Annotated in this window: 18 protein-coding genes; all 18 read right to left on the reverse strand. The window is 63.5% G+C overall.

All coding sequences use genetic code 11. The annotated features are described in order from the left end of the window. Positions 1-44 precede the first annotated feature (44 nt). Positions 45-392, reverse strand: coding sequence for an Hpt domain-containing protein (locus tag ACJA3S_RS17805; RefSeq protein ID WP_406819460.1), 348 nt, complete (start codon positions 390-392; stop codon positions 45-47). Between the two features lie 49 nt (positions 393-441). Beyond that, entirely contained in the window at positions 442-2133 is a 1692-nt protein-coding gene (locus ACJA3S_RS17810) for a SpoIIE family protein phosphatase (protein WP_406819461.1), read from the reverse strand. A gap of 8 nt (positions 2134-2141) precedes the next feature. Further along, entirely contained in the window at positions 2142-2447 is a 306-nt protein-coding gene (locus ACJA3S_RS17815; protein WP_406819462.1) for an STAS domain-containing protein, read from the reverse strand. Positions 2448-2587: 140 nt separating this feature from the next. Then, on the reverse strand, positions 2588-3040 hold the full coding sequence (gene fliJ / locus ACJA3S_RS17820; protein WP_170031105.1) for a flagellar export protein FliJ: 453 nt from the start codon (positions 3038-3040) through the stop codon (positions 2588-2590). Positions 3041-3046: 6 nt separating this feature from the next. Then, entirely contained in the window at positions 3047-4402 is a 1356-nt protein-coding gene (fliI, locus tag ACJA3S_RS17825) for a flagellar protein export ATPase FliI (RefSeq protein WP_170031107.1), read from the reverse strand. Further along, on the reverse strand, positions 4392-5162 hold the full coding sequence (fliH, locus tag ACJA3S_RS17830) for a flagellar assembly protein FliH (protein WP_170031109.1): 771 nt from the start codon (positions 5160-5162) through the stop codon (positions 4392-4394). The genes fliI and fliH overlap by 11 nt, the downstream gene beginning before the upstream one ends. 160 nt (positions 5163-5322) lie before the next feature. Beyond that, positions 5323-6342 carry a flagellar motor switch protein FliG gene (gene fliG, locus ACJA3S_RS17835; RefSeq protein WP_013973604.1) on the reverse strand — a complete coding sequence of 340 codons (1020 nt, stop codon included), beginning with the start codon at positions 6340-6342 and terminating at the stop codon, positions 5323-5325. Then, a complete protein-coding gene (gene fliF, locus ACJA3S_RS17840) occupies positions 6335-8113 on the reverse strand; it encodes a flagellar basal-body MS-ring/collar protein FliF (RefSeq protein ID WP_186688753.1) in 1779 nt (592 codons plus the stop codon). The genes fliG and fliF overlap by 8 nt, the downstream gene beginning before the upstream one ends. Positions 8114-8128: 15 nt before the next feature. Continuing rightward, positions 8129-8461, reverse strand: coding sequence for a flagellar hook-basal body complex protein FliE (fliE, locus tag ACJA3S_RS17845; RefSeq protein WP_013973606.1), 333 nt, complete (start codon positions 8459-8461; stop codon positions 8129-8131). A gap of 234 nt (positions 8462-8695) precedes the next feature. After that, the gene (locus ACJA3S_RS17850) at positions 8696-10060 is read right to left on the reverse strand and encodes a sigma-54-dependent transcriptional regulator (protein WP_406819463.1); all 1365 of its coding nucleotides are present in this window, start codon (positions 10058-10060) and stop codon (positions 8696-8698) included. Next, complete coding sequence (locus ACJA3S_RS17855) at positions 10057-11274, reverse strand: sensor histidine kinase (RefSeq protein WP_406819464.1); 1218 nt, start codon at positions 11272-11274, stop codon at positions 10057-10059. The genes ACJA3S_RS17850 and ACJA3S_RS17855 overlap by 4 nt, the downstream gene beginning before the upstream one ends. A 202-nt stretch (positions 11275-11476) precedes the next feature. Then, the gene (gene fleQ, locus ACJA3S_RS17860) at positions 11477-12952 is read right to left on the reverse strand and encodes a transcriptional regulator FleQ (protein WP_406819465.1); all 1476 of its coding nucleotides are present in this window, start codon (positions 12950-12952) and stop codon (positions 11477-11479) included. A gap of 169 nt (positions 12953-13121) precedes the next feature. Beyond that, positions 13122-13418, reverse strand: coding sequence for a flagellar protein FliT (locus tag ACJA3S_RS17865; RefSeq protein WP_170031119.1), 297 nt, complete (start codon positions 13416-13418; stop codon positions 13122-13124). A gap of 12 nt (positions 13419-13430) precedes the next feature. Further along, positions 13431-13826 carry a flagellar export chaperone FliS gene (gene fliS, locus ACJA3S_RS17870; RefSeq protein ID WP_170031121.1) on the reverse strand — a complete coding sequence of 132 codons (396 nt, stop codon included), beginning with the start codon at positions 13824-13826 and terminating at the stop codon, positions 13431-13433. A gap of 141 nt (positions 13827-13967) precedes the next feature. Beyond that, positions 13968-15368 (reverse strand): flagellar filament capping protein FliD, encoded by a 1401-nt coding sequence (fliD, locus tag ACJA3S_RS17875; RefSeq protein ID WP_406819466.1) that lies wholly within the window; start codon positions 15366-15368, stop codon positions 13968-13970. Positions 15369-15448: 80 nt separating this feature from the next. Next, the gene (locus tag ACJA3S_RS17880; protein WP_406819467.1) at positions 15449-15826 is read right to left on the reverse strand and encodes a flagellar protein FlaG; all 378 of its coding nucleotides are present in this window, start codon (positions 15824-15826) and stop codon (positions 15449-15451) included. A gap of 73 nt (positions 15827-15899) precedes the next feature. Next, complete coding sequence (locus tag ACJA3S_RS17885) at positions 15900-16751, reverse strand: flagellin domain-containing protein (RefSeq protein WP_170031127.1); 852 nt, start codon at positions 16749-16751, stop codon at positions 15900-15902. A 251-nt stretch (positions 16752-17002) separates the two neighbouring features. After that, positions 17003-17938: a ketoacyl-ACP synthase III gene (locus ACJA3S_RS17890; RefSeq protein ID WP_170031129.1), complete on the reverse strand. Its 936-nt coding sequence runs from the start codon at positions 17936-17938 to the stop codon at positions 17003-17005. Between the last annotated feature and the right edge of the window lie 3 nt (positions 17939-17941).

The following is a 17941-nucleotide window of genomic DNA, read 5'->3' on the forward strand; positions in this document are numbered from 1 at the left end:
GACATCCAGGCAGAGCAAAGCAAGACTCGCGCCAAGTTGCCCTGTCAACCGGTCAAAATACGTTGCTGCTCGCCCCGGTAGAAATGCTGTACTTCAAGGAACTCCCGATCGATACGGGAAATCAGGTCTTCAATGCCATACAGCGGGGGCCGCCGCGCGCGCTCCTCCAGCTGCTGGCACAGGCCGGCCAAGGCAACGGCGCCCATGTTGCTGCTGCTGCCCTTGAAGCTGTGCGCGACCGTACTGAGCTCCTCGGCACTTCTGGCCGCGCGCAACTGGCTCAGGCGCCGCTCGGAATCGTCGAGGAAGGTTTGCACCAGTTGCAGATAGCCTTCCTCCATGACTTCACGCAGGTCGCTGAGTACCTTTTGGTCAATATGCATGTCAGTCACTTGTTCACTCCCTTGATCAAGCCAGATTATGCCCGAGCCAGCCCATGGCTCACCAGACGAACTCTACCTGCGCGCACCGCCCGCCTTCGCTCCAGCGCGCACTGCTGGCCAGCCGCTGGACCAGGTTCAACCCACGCCCACTCAGGCGTCGCTCCAGCGCAGGCTGCGCCAGCGTCCGCTGCACATCGAACCCGGCACCGCTGTCGCGAACCTCGATCATCAGACGCCCGCCGTCACCCTGCGGTTCAACCTTGAACTGGATACGCACGTAGCCGTCGGTCAGTTGCATCAGGCGCCGCGCGCGTTCCTCGTAGTAGGCGGCAAAACCCTGGACGTCGCGCTTGAGCCGCGAGTCCAGGCCCAGCACGCCGTGCTCCAGGGCGTTGGAATACAGCTCGCTGAGCACGCTGTGCAGGTTGCCGGTGCGCGCCCGCAGGCCATGGATTTCCTGCAATAACTGCACCAGATAGGGCACCGGGTCGAAGCGCTTGAGGCTCTCGCCGCGCACCTCGAACTGCAACGACCAGTCCAGCGGGCTGGAGCGGCCGCTGTCAGAGTAGAGGGTCGGCGCCGGTACCCGTTCCTCGGCGCTGAACATGCGAATGTCGCACAGGCTGATGTCATCGCGCGGGCGCCCGCCAAAGCGTTCCAGGGCCTGCATCACTTCGTCGAACAGGCGCGCCGGGTCACGGTTGTCGGCCAGCACCTGGTGCAGGCGCTGCACGCCGAACAGGCGCTCCTGGTCGTCGGCAGTATCGATCACGCCGTCCGACAACAGCAGCACGCGCTCGCCCGGCGCCAGCGGCAGCACCTCGGTGGTGTCGTCGAAACGCTCGGCGGGCAGAATACCCAGCGGCAGGTGTCGCGAACGCAACGCCGACAGCACCTGGCCCTGCACCGACAGGCGATAGCCATCGGGCATGCCGCCGTTCCACACTTCCACCGAACCGCGCTGCATGTTGAGGTCGAGCAGCAGCGCACAACAGAACATGTCCACCGGCAGGATGCGTTTGAGCTTGGCGTTCATCTCGCGCAGGATCTGCGCGATGCCATAGCCCTTGGCGGTCATGCCATAGAACACTTCGGCCAGCGGCATGGCGCCTACCGCCGCCGGCAGGCCATGCCCGGTGAAATCACCGAGCAGCACGCGCATCTCACCGGACGGCGTGAAAGCGGCCAGCATCAGGTCGCCATTGAACAGCGCATAGGGCGACTGCAGGTAGCGGATGTTGGGCGCGGCCAGGCAGCCGGAGTGGGCCACCTTGTCGAATACCGCCTTGGCTACCCGCTGCTCGTTGAGCAGATGGTGGTGATGCCCGGCAATCTGGTCGCGCTGCTCCAGCACGGTGGCCTGCAACCGGCGCAAGCGGTCCATGGCGCGGATCTTGGCACCGAGAATCACCGCACTGTAGGGTTTGGCCATGAAGTCATCGCCACCGGCCTCCAGGCAACGTACCAGGCCCTCTTCTTCGTTCAGCGACGTCAGGAAAATGATCGGCACCAGCGCTTCGCCGGCCAGGGCCTTGATCTGCCGCGCCGCCTCGAAGCCATCCATCACCGGCATCAGCGCATCCAGCAGCACCAGTTGCGGGCGCCGCTCGATGAACAGCGCCACGGCCTGCTCGCCGTTTTCCGCGGTGACCACCTGATGCCCCTGGCGTCGGACGATCTGCGCCAACAGCAGGCGGTCGGCGGCACCGTCTTCGGCGACCAGCACGGTCAACGCCTGTTCGGCCGGCATGTCGGCGCTCAACTGATATCGAAGAGTTTTTCGAAATTGGAGATGGCGAGGATCTTGCGCACATCGGAGCTGGCATGCACCACACGCACATCCGAATCATCACCACCGGCGTGGTCGCGCAGCAACAGCAGCATGCCGAGTGCGGAACTGTCGAGGTAGGTGGTTTCCTTCAGGTCGACCACCACCGAATCGGGCCGATTGGGCTGACGCTCGTAGGCGTCACGAAATTCCTGATGCTTGCCGAAATCGAAGCGACCCTTGATCTTGATCGTCAGTTTCTTCCCGTCCTGCGAAAAATCAGTCTCGACTGCCATGCTAGCGATTCCTTCGATGATGGCGGATGCAGCTCCTTTAAGGTTTAGCAGGCAACGGTGGGAGCTGCAAGCGATGCGGCTTGCGGATACTGGCTACCTGTGCCGGCCGCTTCGCGGGTAAACCCGCTGCCAGCGGATCGTCAATGCGGGTGCTGCCGTGGCAGGCGCTGGGACAGTTCGTCGAGCAGGCGCTGTTCGCGCTTGTCTTCGGCGCGCCGGGCCTCCTCCTGGTAGCGCTGCACCAGCTTGCGCAAGCCCTCCACCCGGGCATAGGCCTGCTGCCAGGTTCCACGGGCGTTGTTGAGGTTGTTCTGGTGCCAGGCCAGGCTCTGCCGCTGCTGGGTCATGGCCGTTTCCAGCTGGCCGAGGAAACGCTGGTAATTGACCAGCCAGTTGCCATTGACCCCCTGCCCGCCACGGTTGATCCACTGCAGCTGGTAATCCTCGCGGAAGCGCTCGAGCTCGGCCAGCTTGGCCTGGGCGGTCGCCACCAGCTGCTGGAAATGGCCAAGGCGCTGGGCCGCCTTGCGCTCGGCCTCCTCGGCCATGGCCACCACCGGCGCCAGGCGCGCGGCGCGTCCGGGCTGTGCCATGGCCTATCAGCCCGCCGGGGGCGTGAAGATCGCCCCCAGCTGTTCGCGGCTTTGCGCCATGCTCACGTTCTCCTGCAGGCCCTGGCGCAGGAATTCCACCATCTGCGATTGCAGGGCGATGGCCAGGTCGGTTTCCGGGTCGCCACCGGCGACGTAGGCACCCACGCTGATCAGGTCGCGGCTCTGCGAGAGGCGCGACCACAATTGCTTGAGCTTCTGCGCCTGGCGCAGATGGTCGGCATCGACCACCTGGGGCATGACCCGGCTGATCGAGGCTTCGATGTCGATCGCCGGGTAATGGCCTTCTTCGGCCAGCCGCCGCGACAGCACGAAGTGGCCGTCGAGCACGCCGCGCGCCGAGTCGGCAATCGGGTCCTGCTGGTCGTCGCCTTCGGACAGCACGGTGTAGAACGCAGTGATCGAGCCACCGCCCGGCTCGCCGTTGCCCGCGCGTTCCACCAGCTTGGGCAGCTTGGCGAACACCGACGGCGGGTAACCACGGGTGGCCGGCGGCTCGCCGATGGCCAAGGCGATTTCCCGCTGGGCCTGGGCAAAACGGGTCAGCGAGTCCATCAGCAACAGCACGTTCTTGCCCTTGTCGCGGAAGTACTCGGCAATGCGTGTGCAGTACATCGCGGCGCGCAAGCGCATCAATGGCGCATCGTCGGCGGGCGAAGCCACCACCACCGAACGCTTGAGGCCTTCTTCACCGAGGATGTGCTCGATGAATTCCTTCACCTCGCGGCCACGCTCACCGATCAGGCCGACCACGATGATCTCGGCTTCGGTGAAGCGGGTCATCATGCCCAGCAGCACCGATTTACCCACGCCGGTACCGGCGAACAGCCCCAGCCGCTGGCCACGGCCAACCGTGAGCAGCCCGTTGATACTGCGAATACCTACATCAAGCGGCTTGCTGATGGGATCGCGGTTGAGCGGGTTGATCACCGGCCCGTCCATCGGCACCCAGTCCTCGGCCTTCATCCCGCCCTTGCCATCCAGCGGGCGGCCGGCGCCGTCGAGCACCCGGCCGAGCATGCTCATGCCCATCGGCAGGCGGCCGCTGTCGCCCAGCGGCACCACCCGGGCGCCCGGGGCGATGCCGACGATGCTGCCAACCGGCATGAGGAACACCTTGGGCCCGGCAAAGCCCATGACTTCGGCCTCGACCTGTACCGGGTGGTAGCTGTCGTCGTTGATCACCAGGCAGCGGGTGCCCACCGCTGCGCGCAGGCCTTCGGCTTCCAGCGTGAGGCCGACCATGCGCAGCAGGCGGCCTTCGACGACGGGCTGGGCTGGCAGCTCGATAGCTTCGGCATAACCGCCCAGGCGCTTGCCGAAGCTGGTGCGCTCAAGCTTCATCGGAGCTGGCCAGGTCGACGGCGATATCCGCCGCCGCCGGATGCAGGGAATGGTCATGCAAGCGGTCGAACAGTTGCGCCACGGCCTTTTCGATGCGGGTTTCCATGCTGGCGTCGATGCGGCTGTGAGCGGTCTCGATGCGACAGCCGCCCGGGAGCAGTGCGCTGTCTTCGAGCAGCCGCCAGGTTTCCTCATGCCGTTCGCGCAGCGCCTTGACCAGCTCGAAGTCCTGCGGATTGAGGTGAATACGGATGTTGTCGGCGCCCATCGGCAGCAGCTTGAGCGCCTCGCGCAGCACCTGGGTGATGTGACTGGAGTCGCCGCGCAGCTCGCGACCGATCACCTGGCGGGCCATGTGCGCCACCAGGTGGACCACCGACTTTTCGATCTGCGTATCCTGTTCGGCGATAGGCTCCATCAGGTTGGCCATCAACCGATCGAGGCTTTCCAGCTTGGCTTTCAGCGCCTCTTCGGCTTCCTGGCGAACCTTCAGCTGGGTGCTGTGGAAGCCCTCGCGCTCGCCAGTGGCGAAGCCCTCGTTGTAGGCCTCCTGGCGGATCGCCTCGAGTTCTTCCAGGGTCAACGGCTGGACTTCTTCCAGCGGCACTTCCTCGACTTCGTCCTCGATGACCTCGGGTTCCGGCTCCGGTTCGGGCTCGGGCTCCGGTTGTGGGTCGAAGCTGGGCAGCGCCCACACGTCCACGCCCTCGAGGTCGCGGGCGCGGATCAGGTCGCTGGGGTGATGTTCTTTGGTGGGCATGCTGTCATGTTCTCAAACCATGTTCAGCCGACACGGTCCCTGTGGGAGCGGGTTTACCCGCGAAAGCGTCGGCAGCGACAACCTCTATCGCCAGGTCTGACGCCTTCGCGGGTAAACCCGCTCCCACAAGGGGCGGCGTCGGTCTCAGATCGCGAATACCTTAGATCATTTCCTCGGCGCCCTTGCCACCGAGCACGATCTCGCCGGCTTCGGCCATGCGGCGGGCGATGGTGAGGATTTCCTTCTGCGCCGTTTCCACGTCGCTGACCCGCACCGGCCCCTTGGCCTCCAGGTCGTCACGCAGCAGCTCGGAGGCACGCTTGGACATGTTCTTGAAAATCTTGTCCTTGACCCGCTCGTCGGCGCCCTTGAGCGACACCACCAGCACGTCGGACGATACCTCGCGCAGCAGCGCCTGGATGCCACGGTCGTCGACGTCGGCCAGGTTGTTGAAGACGAACATCAGGTCCTCGATCTGCTCCGACAGGTCGCTGTCGATTTCGCGGATCGCGTCCATCAGTGCGCCTTCGACCGAGCTGTCGAGGAAGTTCATGATGTCGGCCGCACGCTTGATACCGCCCAGGGTGGTGCGCGCTGCATTGGAGTTGCCCGAGAACTGCTTCTCGAGGATCTGGTTCAGCTCCTTCAGCGCCGCCGGTTGCACGGTATTGAGCGACGACACGCGCAGGACGATGTCCAGGCGCACCTTGTGGTCGAAGTTGCTCAGCACTTCACCTGCCTGGTCGGGGTCGAGGTAGGCCACCACGATGGCCTGGATCTGCGGGTGTTCGTAGCGGATCACGTCGGCCACGGCTCGCGGTTCCATCCACTTGAGGCTGTCCAGGCCGCTGGTGTTGCCACCGAGCAGGATGCGGTCGACCAGGCCGTTGGCCTTGTCTTCGCCCAGGGCCTGGTTGAGCATCTTGCGGATGTAGGCGTCGGAACCGACACCCAGGCTGGTCTGGTCGCCGACGATCTCGACGAACTCGCTCATCACCTGCTCGACCTGGTCACGGTGCACATTGCCCATCTGCGCCATGGCCACACCGACCCGCTGCACTTCCTTGGGCCCCATGTGGCGCAGCACCTGGGCCGCATCGGTCTCGCCCAGCGAGAGCAGGAGGATCGCCGCTTTGTCGACGCGGCTCAGCTTGGCGGTAACGGCTCGGTTATCACTCATCGGCGTTGATCCACTCTTTCACGACCTGGGCCACACGGCCCGGGTCTTCGGCCACCAGGCCTTTGATTGCGTTGAGCTGCGCCTCGTAGCCCTCGGTCGGGCTAGGCAGCAGAATGCTTGTCGGGCCACCCAGAGTGACGCGGTCGTTGGCCAGTTCGCCATCCAACCCCACCATGCCGCCCAGCTCCATGTCGCTATCCTGGGCAGCCTGCTTGCCGCCCCCGGTGATGTTGTTCAGCACCGGCCGCAGTACACCGAACACCAGCACCAGGATGAACACCACGCCCAGCACCTGCTTGACGATGTCCCAGAACCACGGTTGCTGATAGAAGGCGATGTCGCTGATTTCCTCGCCACGGTCGGCGGCGAACGGCACGTTGATCACCGTCACGCTGTCGCCACGACTGGCATCGAAACCGACCGCATCCTGTACCAGGCGGGTAAACCGCGCCAGGTCCTCGGCGCCCCACGGCGTACGGCTGGTGTCGCCAGTGGCCGGGTCGACCTTGACCTGGTCATCCACCACCACCGCCACCGACAGACGGGTCATGCGCCCCTGCTGCTGACGGGTGTGGCTGATGGAACGGTCCAGCTCGAAGTTCTTGGTGCTCTGCTGACGCTTGTCCGATGGATACGGCGCCAGCATCGGCTGGCCGGTGGCCGGGTCCATGATCTGCTGGCCGTTGGCGTCCACCAGCGGCTGGCCGGGCTGGATGGCCGCCGCCGGTGCGGCGCTGCCACCGGTGGTCTGCGGTGCCGAGGCCGGGCCTGGCGGCTGGTTGCTCAGCGCGCCGGGCACGCCCTGCGGGCCCTGGCTGCTGGCACGTTGTTCGTCGACCGACTGCTCGCTGCGCAGCGCCGGCTGGTCGGGGTTGAACTGCTCGGAGGTGGACTCGACCGCACTGAAGTCGAGGTCGGCAGACACTTCGGCCTTGTAGCGGTCATTGCCCAGCACCGGCTGCAGGATGTTGTGCACGCGCTGGGTGAGCATGCTTTCCACCCGGCGGCTGTAGTCGAACTGCTTGCCGGCCTGGGTCAGCGCGGTGTCCTGGATCTGTTCGGACAGCAGGTTGCCCTTCTGGTCGACCACGGTGACCTGGGACTTGTCCAGTTCCGGCACGCTGGTCGCGACCAGGTTGACGATGGCCATCACCTGCCCGGCTTCCAGGGCACGGCCCGGGTACAGCTCGACCAGTACCGAGGCGCTGGGCTTGCGTTCGTCACGCACGAATACCGAGCTTTTCGGGATAGCCAGGTGCACGCGCGCAGCCTTGACGTTGTTCAGGCTGGACACGGTACGCGCCAGTTCGCCTTCCAGGCTGCGGCGGTAACGGGTGGCTTCCATGAACTGGCTGGTGCCCAGGCCCTGCTCCTTGTCGAGCAGCTCGAAGCCGACATTGCCATCGCTCGGCGCCACGCCGGCGGCAGCCAGTTTCAGGCGCGCACGGGAGAGGTCGTCGGCCTTGACCAGCAGAGCGCCGGAATTGGGCTCGACGTTGTAGGGGATGTCGGCAGCGGCCAGGGTATCCATGACCTGCTTGGTGTCCATGCCCGCCAGGCTGCCATACAGCGGGCGGTAATCCGGTTGCTGCGACCACAGCACCACGGCAAAGCCGATCGCCACGCTGGCAGCCAGGCCGACCAGCAGGCCGACCTGACGCAGCATGGGCATCTGCGCGATGTTTTCCAGAAACGCCATGCCGAACAGCGGCGGCTTGGCCGCGGGCGGGCCGCTTTTCACGGGGGCGTTGTCGACGACTGCTTCAGCCATGGATTATGTCCGTCCTCAAACCGGCATCTGCATGATGTCCTGGTACGCCTGGACCAGCTTGTTGCGTACCTGGGTCAGGGCCTGCATCGATACACTGGCCTTTTGCGAAGCGATCATGACGTCAGTCAGGTCGACGCCGCTCTTGCCGATCTCGAAGGCGTTGGCCAGCTGGGTCGAAGCCTGCTGCGTCTCATGCACCTTGCCGATGGCCTGGCCGAGCATGTCGGCAAAGGTACTCTGCCCCGGCGCCAGCTCAGGGGCGGCAGCCACCTTGGGCAGCGACATGGCATCGGCCTGCATGGCCCGCATGTCCAACATCAGACGATTGAATTCAACACCTTGGCTCATGACCCTTCTCTCTCCTGCGGCCGCATTTTTTTGACGGGATGCGGCAGATAGCCTACGTAAAGCAACAAAGGTGCCAGCCTTGGAATGTCAGCCAGTTCAGCGTCTGTGCCGATGGCTTTTTCCTGACGACCAGGCAAGCCAGCGCCCGCAGCGACCGCTCACGCCTTCAGGGCTGCGCTGTACTTGTGGGAGCCGGCTTGCCGGTGATGGGGCACGAAGCGGCGCTTCTAGTCTTCAGCCGAACAGGCTGGCCTCGACGTCAAACCCGGCGTCACGCATTTGCGCCAGCTTGTAGCGCAAGGTGCGGGGGCTAATCCCCAGGCGCTCGGCCGCTTCTTTGCGCCGGCCACGCTCGGCGCGCAGGGTGTCGATGATCATCTGGTACTCGTGGCGACGCATGTCATCACCCAAGCCGCCGGCTTCGACCGCCGCCTCGGCCGGCGCCTCGCTGCCGGCCGACAATGGAATGGCGCCCGCCAGACAAAAATCCGCCACCTCGATCACGCCACCCTGCTGCAGGATCAGCGCCCGCTGCAAGGCGTTGTCCAGTTCACGCACGTTGCCCGGCCAGGCATATGCCTGCAGGCATGCACGGGCCGCTGGCGACAGGCGCACCGGGGCGTGCTTCATCTTCGCCACGTGGCGGGCCAGCAGCCGCTCGGCCAACTGCAGGATGTCGCCCGGGCGTTCGCGCAACGGGCGCCAGGCCAGGGGGAACACCGACAGGCGGTAGAACAGGTCTTCGCGGAAGCGCCCTGCCGCCACTTCGCCGGCCAGGTCGCGGTTGGTGGTCGCCAGCACGCGGATGTCCAGGCTGATCGGCTTGCGCCCGCCTACCCGCTCGACTTCACGCTCCTGCAGCACCCGCAGCAGCTTGGCCTGCAAGGCCAGCGGCATTTCCGAAATTTCGTCGAGCAGCAAGGTGCCGCCTTCGGCCTGCTCGAACTTGCCGGCCTGGGCGGCGATGGCGCCGGTGAAGGCGCCCTTCTCGTGGCCGAACAAGGTAGCCTCAAGCATGTTGTCGGGAATGGCCGCGCAGTTGATCGCCACGAATGGTTGCGCAGCCCGTGGCGATTGCTGGTGAATGTAGCGGGCCAGCACTTCCTTGCCGGTGCCGGACTCACCCGAAATCAGTACGGTCGAGTCGCTGCGTGCCACGCGCGCGGCCAGTTCCAGCAACTGCCGGCTGGCCGGCTCGCAAGCTACCGGGCCCTCTTCGTCGGCCGCCCCCAGTCGCCCGGCAGCATGGCGCTCGACCAGGCTGAGCAGGGCCTTGGGCTCGAATGGCTTGACCAGATAATCGACGGCGCCCTGGCGCATGGCCTCGACGGCACGCTCCACTGCAGCATGCGCGGTCATCAACAATACCGGCAGTTGCGGCTGCTGGCGGCGCAGTTCGGCCAGCAGCTGGTGCCCGTCCATGCCAGGCATGTTCACATCGCTGACCACCAGGCTGAAGGCCTCGACCTGCACCGCCTCCAGCGCTTCTTCGGCACTGCCCACCGCCTGGTAGGCGAAGCCGCCGATGGTCAGGGTATCGCCCAGCGCCTGGCGCAAAACCCGGTCATCTTCCACCAACAGCACCTTGATCACCGTCATGCGCCCTCCGCCAACTGCCCGTCAATCAACGGCAGCTCCACCCGCACGCAGGTACCACGGCCAACTTTCGAACGCAGGCTGAGGGCGCCCTGGTGCGCGCGCACCACGGCCTTGACCACGGCCAGACCCAGGCCGGTGCCAGTGGCCCGGGTGGTCAGAAACGGCTCGCCCAGGCGCCCGAGCAAATCTGCGTCGATGCCGCTGCCGGCATCGCTCACGCACAGGTGCAGGGTGCGCTGGCGGCGGAACAGGTGCACCTTCAGCCGCGCCGGGCCGTCGCTGGCCTGCAGGGCATTCTCGATCAGGTTGAGCAAGGCACCGACCAGGGTATCGCGGTTGCACAGCAACTCGCCCAGGTGGCTGTCGCACTGCCAACGCACGGCGTGCCCCTGTACATGCACCTGGGCTGCCTGCTGCAGCGCCTGGAACAATGCCTTCGGCGTTATCCGCTCACCCAGCGGCAATTCGCCCCGGGCGAACACCAGCATGTCGCGTACCTGGTGCTCCAGTTCATGCAGGCGTTCTTTCAGGGTGCCGGCAAAACGCTGACGGGTTTGCGCGTTCAGGTCTTGTTCGGGGTCGGCCAAGTGGCTGGCGTAGAGCATCGCCGCCGACAGCGGCGTGCGGATCTGGTGGGCCAGCGAGGCGACCATGCGCCCGAGCGACGACAGGCGCTCATGGCGGGCCAGCTGGTCTTGCAGGCGACGGGTTTCAGTCAGGTCGTTGAGCAGCACCAGCTGACCGGGTTCGGCATCCAGCGAGCGGGTGGCTATCGACAGGCGCCGGCCATCGCGCAGCGAGACTTCGTGGCCGTCGTCCTTGCGCGGGGCAAAGCTGCGGGCGATCACCTGGCGCCACAGCTGGCCGATCAGCGGCTCACCGAGCAGTTCACAGGCGGCCGGGTTGGCTTCACGCACCAGGCCCTGGCCATCGATCACGATCACCCCGCCTGGCAGCAGGTCGAGCAGGTTCTGCAGGCGGTTGGCCAGGCGCTCCTTTTCGCTCAGCTCGGCAATGCGCTGGGCACTGACCACCGCCAGCTCACCCTTGAGTTCGCTGACCCGCGCCTCGAGCAGGCTGTAGGACTGGCTCAGCTGGCTGGACACCTGATTGAACAGGGCAAAGGCCTGTTCGACGCCCTGGCGGCTGTCCTGCTCGACCAGGGATTGCCCCTGCGCAAAGGGGGCTCGGGATACGTGGGCGGCCTGGGGCATCGTGCTCTCTCGCGTGGCTGACCGTCATAAAAACGGTATGTTGCCAGCGGTGTAGCAATAGCCGTGCCGGAGATGGGGGGTTTAGTGCAGGGCGTGGGTATTGTGGCGGGGCGGAGATCGAGCGCAGCTCGCGATGCACCGCGCGGGCGGCACTCGATCCAACAGGCACCGAAAAGACCAGGGCGAACACCCGCCCCAGCCATCAATCCTCCGCCTGCTCCTCGCCCCCCTGGCGGCTCATGCCGTACTTGCGCATCTTCTCGACCAGGGTGGTACGGCGAATGCGCAAACGCTCCGCCGCGCGGGCGACGATACCGTTGGCATCGTCCAGTGCCTGCTGGATCAGGCCCTGCTCCAGGCTACCGAGGTAGTCCTTGAGGTCCAGGCCCTCGGGCGGCAGCATCGCGTGGTTGCTGAAGTTCGGCGTATGGCCGTTGATGGCCACCCGCTCTTCCAGGTCGCTGCGCAGGCTGTCGACCATCTGCTCGTCTTCGTCATCGACGTAGCGGAATTTCTTTGGCAGCTCGGATACGCCGATCACTCCATATGGATGCATGATCGCCATGCGCTCGACCAGGTTGGCCAGTTCGCGCACGTTGCCCGGCCAGCCATGCCGGCACAGCGACATGATCGCGGCGGAGTTGAAGCGGATGGAGCCGCGCTTCTCGTGCTCCATGCGCGAAATCAGCTCGTTCATCAGCAGCGGGATGTCTTCCACCCGCTCGCGCAGTGGTGCCATCTCGATCGGGAACACGTTCAGGCGATAGTAGAGGTCTTCACGGAACGTGCCGTCCTCGATCATCGTCTCGAGGTTCTTGTGGGTCGCGGCGATGATGCGCACATCGATGCTCTGGGTCTTGTTGCTACCCACCCGTTCGAAGGTGCGCTCCTGCAGCACGCGCAACAGCTTGACCTGCATCGGCAACGGCATGTCGCCGATTTCGTCGAGGAACAGGGTACCGCCGTTGGCCAGCTCGAAACGCCCGGCACGACTGGTGATGGCCCCGGTGAAGGCGCCTTTCTCGTGGCCGAACAGTTCGCTTTCCAGCAGCTCGGCCGGGATCGCCCCGCAATTGACCGGCACGAACGGCGCTTCACGGCGCTTGGAGTGGTAGTGGAGGTTGCGTGCCACCACTTCCTTGCCGGTACCGGACTCGCCGAGGATCAGCACGCTGGCGTCGGTATCGGCCACTTGCTGCATCATTTGCCGTACGTGCTGGATGGCGCGGCTGGTGCCTACCAGGCTGCGGAACAGGTTGGGTTCGCGCTGGCGGCCACGCTCGCGCGCCTGGTCGTACATCTCGCGATAGACCTGGGCACGGTGCAGCGAATCCAGCAGCTGGCTGTAGCTGGGCGGCATTTCCAGGTTGGAAAGTACCCGGCGGCGAAGGTCTTCCGGAAACTCCACAGAAGAAATTTCACCTAAAAGCAGAACCGGAAGGAACTCATCCCACCCTGCCACTGTCTTAACGAGCCCAAGGAGATTGCCCGGAGCATTCACAGCACCGATGAGCACGCACAGCACTTCACGACTCGAAGACAAAGGCTCGACCACTTGCTGCCAGTCCTGGCTGGAGCAAGCGAGGTTTTCTTCGCCCAGGAAGTTAAGCACCACCGCGAGATCGCGGCGGCGGGCGCTGTCGTCATCGATCAGCAGAATCTTGGTTTCACGCCACATGCAATAGCAACTTCCCTAGTCATATCGGCGCCCAGCAGGGGCGTGTTCGACATCATTCCGACTGAATGGTCAGTGTTCGGACGTCTGAAATTCGAAAACAGCCACTAGTAAAGTCAAAAAAAACCAGCCAGTCAAATTAATGGCGCATGGCTTTTGGCAACATCTGTGGTCACGAGAACAAATGGTATACCTTCGCGGCGTTTTTCGCCTGACGGATTTTCGTCATTTCTTCGACCAGGGATTGACGTTCGCCACTTGCAACTTCAATTAATTGGCGATAGACGCTCAATAATTGCTCAAGGCTGGCACTGACATCGGCCTCGTTGCCCTTTGCCTCGGTCAGCATGTCGCTGATGCGCAAGCGGCACTCCAGGTCCAACTCTCCCACCGCTTCCCAGTCACGGTTGGCCAGCGCCGCCAGCAGCAGCTCCCGGGTTTGCTCGATTCGGGCGATTACTTCGCTCATGTCACTCCTTTGTCAGGAAGCCGCCGACTGATCGCCGATTGCATCCCAACCTTCCTTCACAGTGATCAGCAGGCGTGCCACTTCATCGATGATAGCGGGGTCACCCTTGGCGTTGGCCTCGATCAAGCGACGGCTCATGTAGGTATACAGGCTGTCCAGGTCGGCCAGGCTGTCGGCGTGGTTTTCCAGGTCCAGGCCTTCGCGCAGCCCGCCGATGATGTCGATGGCCTTGCCGATGAGGATACCCCGTTGCGCGACGTCGTTGCGCGCAATCGCCCCCTTGGCCTGCGCCATGCGGTCCAGGCCGCCCTGCATGAGCATCTGCACCAGACGGTGCGGGCTGGCTTCGGACGTTTGCGCCACACCATTGACTTTCTGGTACTGCCGAAGGGCCAACATCGGGTTCATGGATCTACCTCGTTGCTGCAAAAAAGGTTGCTTGTACCTGTGTATCGCCGGGCCGTCAAAAAACTTTAGGCGCGCAATAGAAAAGCCCGACACGCCTGCTGAGGCCGTCGGGCTTTTTACGTTACCGCGCTACCGTTGCGATCAGGAGTTCTTGGCCTGCGCGTTGAGCGCATCGAACACCGACTTGATCTGGTTGGCCTGGGCATTGAGCTTGGCCACCGCGGTATCCATCGCGACGAACTTCTTGGTCAGCGATTCGGTCAGCGACTCGGTGCGGCGCTCCAGCGCCAGCTGCTGATCGGCCAGGTTCTTGGCTACCTTGTCCAGGCTGGCCTTGCGCGTGGCCAGGCTGCCATCGGTGGAGTTGTAAGGGTCAATGGCCTTGTTCATGCGCTCGAAGATGCCATTGGTACCGGTGAACAGCTCCTGCACCTCCGCACCCAGCTTCTTGTCGTTCATGGCCGCGTTGAACTTGGTGGAGTTGAACTCCAGGGTACCGTCCTTGGTGGTGTTGATGCCCAGCTGGCTCAGGGTGGTCAGCTGGCTGCCTGCGCCCACTTCGGAAAGCACCTTGCGGATATCGTTGACCAGCGAACGGGTGGTCGGGTCGTTGGTCAGTGGCCCCAGCACCAGGTTGTCGTCGGCATCTCGCGAGGTGGAAGTCAGCGAGGTGATTGCCTTTTGCAGGGTGTTGTAGGCATCGACGAACGACTGGACGGACTTCTGCAGCCCCTCATTGTCAGCCGCCACCGTGATGCTGGTGCTGGTGCCGGCAGCGGAAACACCGGTCAACTCCAGCGTCATGCCGCTGATGGCGCTGTCGATGGTGTTCTTCGCACTGGTGACCTTCAAGCCGTCAATGGTCAGCTCGGCATCATGAGCCGGATCGGTGATGTAGCCGGCACCCGTGCCGGACATCTTGACGGTGCCATCGATCTGCAGCTCGGGAATACCGCTGAGCGAAATGTCCGAGCCCGCCCCGGTGGTGGTGGAGGTAAGCACCAGCCGCGCGCCACCCTCGGCATTGACGATGTTGGCCGAGACGCCCTGGACGTTGAGTTCCTTGTTGATCTGGTCGCGCACGCTTTCCAGGGTGGCGCCACTGGCGATGTCGATGTTCCAGTTGTTGCCACCCTGGCTCACGGTCAGCTGGCCAGCACTGATGGCCGAGGTCGAACCGCCGGCGAATTGCTGGCTGGCAACCTTGGAGCTGGTGGCCATCTTGTCGACCACGATGGAGTAGCTGCCGGCCACCGCCTTGTTGCTGGAGGTGACCTTGATCACCGCCTCGTTGGCCGACTTGGCGGAGTAGGCGTTGAACGATGGCGCGTTCGGATCGTTGAGCTTCTTCATGGCGTCCTGGAACGCCGTCAGGGCACTGCGTAGCGAGCCCACACCAGAAATCATTGCGGCGTTGTTGCTGGTTTGCCGGGTGATCTGCGCCTTTTTTGCCGCAGTGTCGGCACTTACCAGCGCCTGGACCATTTCGGTGATGTTCAGCCCGGTACCCAGACCGATACTGGAGACAATGCTACTCGCCATGACCGTTATCCCTCTCTTCAATCGTCAGCTCCGCTCCTGCGAAGGCCGACATGGAACGCCCCTGAAGCATTCGTCGCCAATCAGGCCTTGGCGTCGAACAAAAGACTGTTTACATCGCTCAGGCTGTGAGCAATCCGCAATGCCTCTTCCGAGGGCAGCTGGCGAATCAGCTCTCCAGTCTCGCTGGCGATGACCTTGACCACGATCTTGCCGGATTCTTCGTCCGTGGAGAATTCCAGGTTACGACGGGTCGAACTGAGAAACTTCTCGATTTCCGAAACGGCCTGCTTCACCTTTTCGGCATCATGTGCACTTTCCGCAGCGTTGACTGCCTTGGGTTCCAGCGTATCGCTGTTGCCACGCGGCGCTTCGGCCGAGCGGGTGACCGGTTTGTCTGCGGCCGGGTCGGCCGGACGAGCGGTCGGGTAGGACAGGTTAAGCTTGACGCTCATGTCCATGTTTTGCCACCTCGCAATGAAAAAGCGGGGGAAGCGCCTGAATGCGCACTCCCCCGCCGGTCACCATCAGCGATTACTGAAGCAGCTTCAGTACGGCGGACGGCAGCTGGTTGGCCTGGGCCAGAACCGAAGTGGAAGCTTGCTGCAGGGTCTGCTGCTTGGTCAGCTGGGCAGTTTCAGCAGCGAAGTCGGTGTCCTGTACACGGCCACGAGCGGCTTCGGCGTTTTCGTTGATGTTCTGCAGGTTGTTGACGGTGCTGGTCAGACGGTTCTGCGAAGCACCCAGGTCAGCACGGGTGGTGTTGATGGTTTGCAGAGCGGCGTCGATGGCGTCCAGAGCAGCGTTCATGCTGGCTTCGGCTTCGGCGCTGGTCGAACCGGTGATGGCGATGGAGGCCGAGTCAACGCTCAGGGTCTGGGCGTCGAAACCGCTGTCCAGGCTGATGCTGATCTGGTTGTTGGCACCGGAGTTGGAACCGACCTGGAAGGTCAGGACGCCAGCGGTACCGTCCAGCAGGTTCTTGCCGTTCAGCTGGGTCGACTTGGCGATACGGCTCAGCTCGTCGGACATTTGTGCGAACTCTTTGTTCAGAGCTTCACGGTCCTTGGTGCTGTTCGAGTCGTTTCGCGACTGGACTGCCAGTTCACGCATACGCTGCAGGATGTTGGTCTGCTCTTGCATCGCGCCTTCAGCGGTCTGGGCGATGGAGATACCGTCGTTGGCGTTTTTGATCGCCATGGTCTGACCACGGATCTGCGAGGTCATGCGGGTAGCGATCTGCAGGCCGGCGGCGTCGTCTTTGGCGCTGTTGATTTTCAGGCCGGAGGACAGACGGGTCATCGAGGTGCTCAGTGCATCGGAAGCACGGTTCAGGTTTTTCTGAACGCCCAGAGAGGTGGTGTTGGTGTTAACGGTCAAAGCCATGACGAATTCCTCGTTGGATTGGGTACTACGGCTTCCGGCCTTGGCAAATCGCCGGGTGTGGCACAGAGAACCTTCGTAATAGTTATCTTCGTCAGGGCGGGTTTCTTTAGCGGTTTTTCGAAAAAATTTACTGGCAACCTGCCACCCCAATGAAATCAAGGAGTTGACGCCAGATTACAGGCGCCAAAAGGCAGCCAGGGAGAAAAAAAACGCCGCCTGAAGGCGGCGGCGTCTAGATCAGCGCTGTGCGCTCAGTCACGTCGTTCGATGATCGCCGAGCCCCAGGACAGGCCCACACCGAAACCACTCAAGGCCACCCGCTTGTGCTGGGAGCCAAGTACGTGCTTCTCGAGCAGCAACGGAATGCTCGACGACACGGTATTGCCGGTCTCGACCATATCCTTGACGAATTTCTGCTTGTGCTCGCCCTCGACGAAACGTGCCGAGACCGCATCGACGATCGCCGCGCTGCCCTGGTGCAGGCAGTACAAGTCGATGTCGCCAGGCTGCAGGGCACTGGCTTCCAGCAGTTGCTGCAAATGCGCCGGCACTTTCACCAGGGCGAAGTTGTAGACCTGGCGGCCGTTCATGAAGAACTTGCCATCGGTGGTGCGCAGGTGCTCGGCCCCGGCGCCGTCACTGCCGAACAGCGACTTGCCCAGCTGCCAGGCAGCGCCCTCGCCCATCCAGGTAGCGGTGGCGGCATCGCCGAACAGCATGGTGGTGTTGCGGTCTTCAGGGTCGACGATCTTCGAATAGGGATCGGCGGTGATCAGCAGGCCATTTTTCAGCCCGGCGGCTTCCATGAAGCCTTTCATCGCATACAGGCCATAGACATAGCCAGAGCAGCCCAGCGAGATGTCGAAGGCAGCCACCGCAGTCGACAGGCCAAGCTTGTGCTGGACGATCGCCGCAGTGTGCGGCAGGCCTTCGGCATCACCGTTCTGGGTGACCACGATCACCGCATCGATGGCTGCCGGGTCAAGCGATGGATTGGCAGCGAACAGGTTCTTCGCGGCCTCGACGCAAAGGTCGGAGGTTTCCTGGGCAGCTTCCTTGCGCGGCAAGAAGGTCGAACCGATCTTGCCGAAAATGAAGTCCTGGTCCTTGCCGAATTTCGCGCCCTGGGCGTAGTTGTCCACGCCTTCAGTGGGCACGTAACTGGCGATGCTTTTAATGCCAATCATATG

The organism is Pseudomonas sp. KnCO4 (genome assembly GCF_045344305.1).
Taxonomy (GTDB): Bacteria; Pseudomonadota; Gammaproteobacteria; order Pseudomonadales; family Pseudomonadaceae; genus Aquipseudomonas; species Aquipseudomonas anuradhapurensis.

Excerpts from the sequence above, each read along its gene's own strand:
- fliJ (WP_170031105.1), bottom strand. The coding sequence starts at position 3,040 with ATGGCACAGCCCGGACGCGCCGCGCGCCTGGCGCCGGTGGTGGCCATG.
- fleQ (WP_406819465.1), bottom strand. The coding sequence starts at position 12,952 with ATGTGGCGTGAAACCAAGATTCTGCTGATCGATGACGACAGCGCCCGC.
- ACJA3S_RS17810 (WP_406819461.1), bottom strand. The coding sequence starts at position 2,133 with ATGCCGGCCGAACAGGCGTTGACCGTGCTGGTCGCCGAAGACGGTGCC.
- fliD (WP_406819466.1), bottom strand. The coding sequence starts at position 15,368 with ATGGCGAGTAGCATTGTCTCCAGTATCGGTCTGGGTACCGGGCTGAAC.
- ACJA3S_RS17865 (WP_170031119.1), bottom strand. The coding sequence starts at position 13,418 with ATGAGCGAAGTAATCGCCCGAATCGAGCAAACCCGGGAGCTGCTGCTG.
- fliE (WP_013973606.1), bottom strand. The coding sequence starts at position 8,461 with ATGAGCCAAGGTGTTGAATTCAATCGTCTGATGTTGGACATGCGGGCC.
- fliS (WP_170031121.1), bottom strand. The coding sequence starts at position 13,826 with ATGAACCCGATGTTGGCCCTTCGGCAGTACCAGAAAGTCAATGGTGTG.
- fliI (WP_170031107.1), bottom strand. The coding sequence starts at position 4,402 with ATGAAGCTTGAGCGCACCAGCTTCGGCAAGCGCCTGGGCGGTTATGCC.
- ACJA3S_RS17880 (WP_406819467.1), bottom strand. The coding sequence starts at position 15,826 with ATGGACATGAGCGTCAAGCTTAACCTGTCCTACCCGACCGCTCGTCCG.
- ACJA3S_RS17885 (WP_170031127.1), bottom strand. The coding sequence starts at position 16,751 with ATGGCTTTGACCGTTAACACCAACACCACCTCTCTGGGCGTTCAGAAA.
- fliH (WP_170031109.1), bottom strand. The coding sequence starts at position 5,162 with ATGCCCACCAAAGAACATCACCCCAGCGACCTGATCCGCGCCCGCGAC.
- ACJA3S_RS17855 (WP_406819464.1), bottom strand. The coding sequence starts at position 11,274 with ATGCCCCAGGCCGCCCACGTATCCCGAGCCCCCTTTGCGCAGGGGCAA.
- fliG (WP_013973604.1), bottom strand. The coding sequence starts at position 6,342 with ATGAGTGATAACCGAGCCGTTACCGCCAAGCTGAGCCGCGTCGACAAA.
- ACJA3S_RS17815 (WP_406819462.1), bottom strand. The coding sequence starts at position 2,447 with ATGGCAGTCGAGACTGATTTTTCGCAGGACGGGAAGAAACTGACGATC.
- ACJA3S_RS17850 (WP_406819463.1), bottom strand. The coding sequence starts at position 10,060 with ATGACGGTGATCAAGGTGCTGTTGGTGGAAGATGACCGGGTTTTGCGC.
- ACJA3S_RS17890 (WP_170031129.1), bottom strand. The coding sequence starts at position 17,938 with ATGATTGGCATTAAAAGCATCGCCAGTTACGTGCCCACTGAAGGCGTG.
- fliF (WP_186688753.1), bottom strand. The coding sequence starts at position 8,113 with ATGGCTGAAGCAGTCGTCGACAACGCCCCCGTGAAAAGCGGCCCGCCC.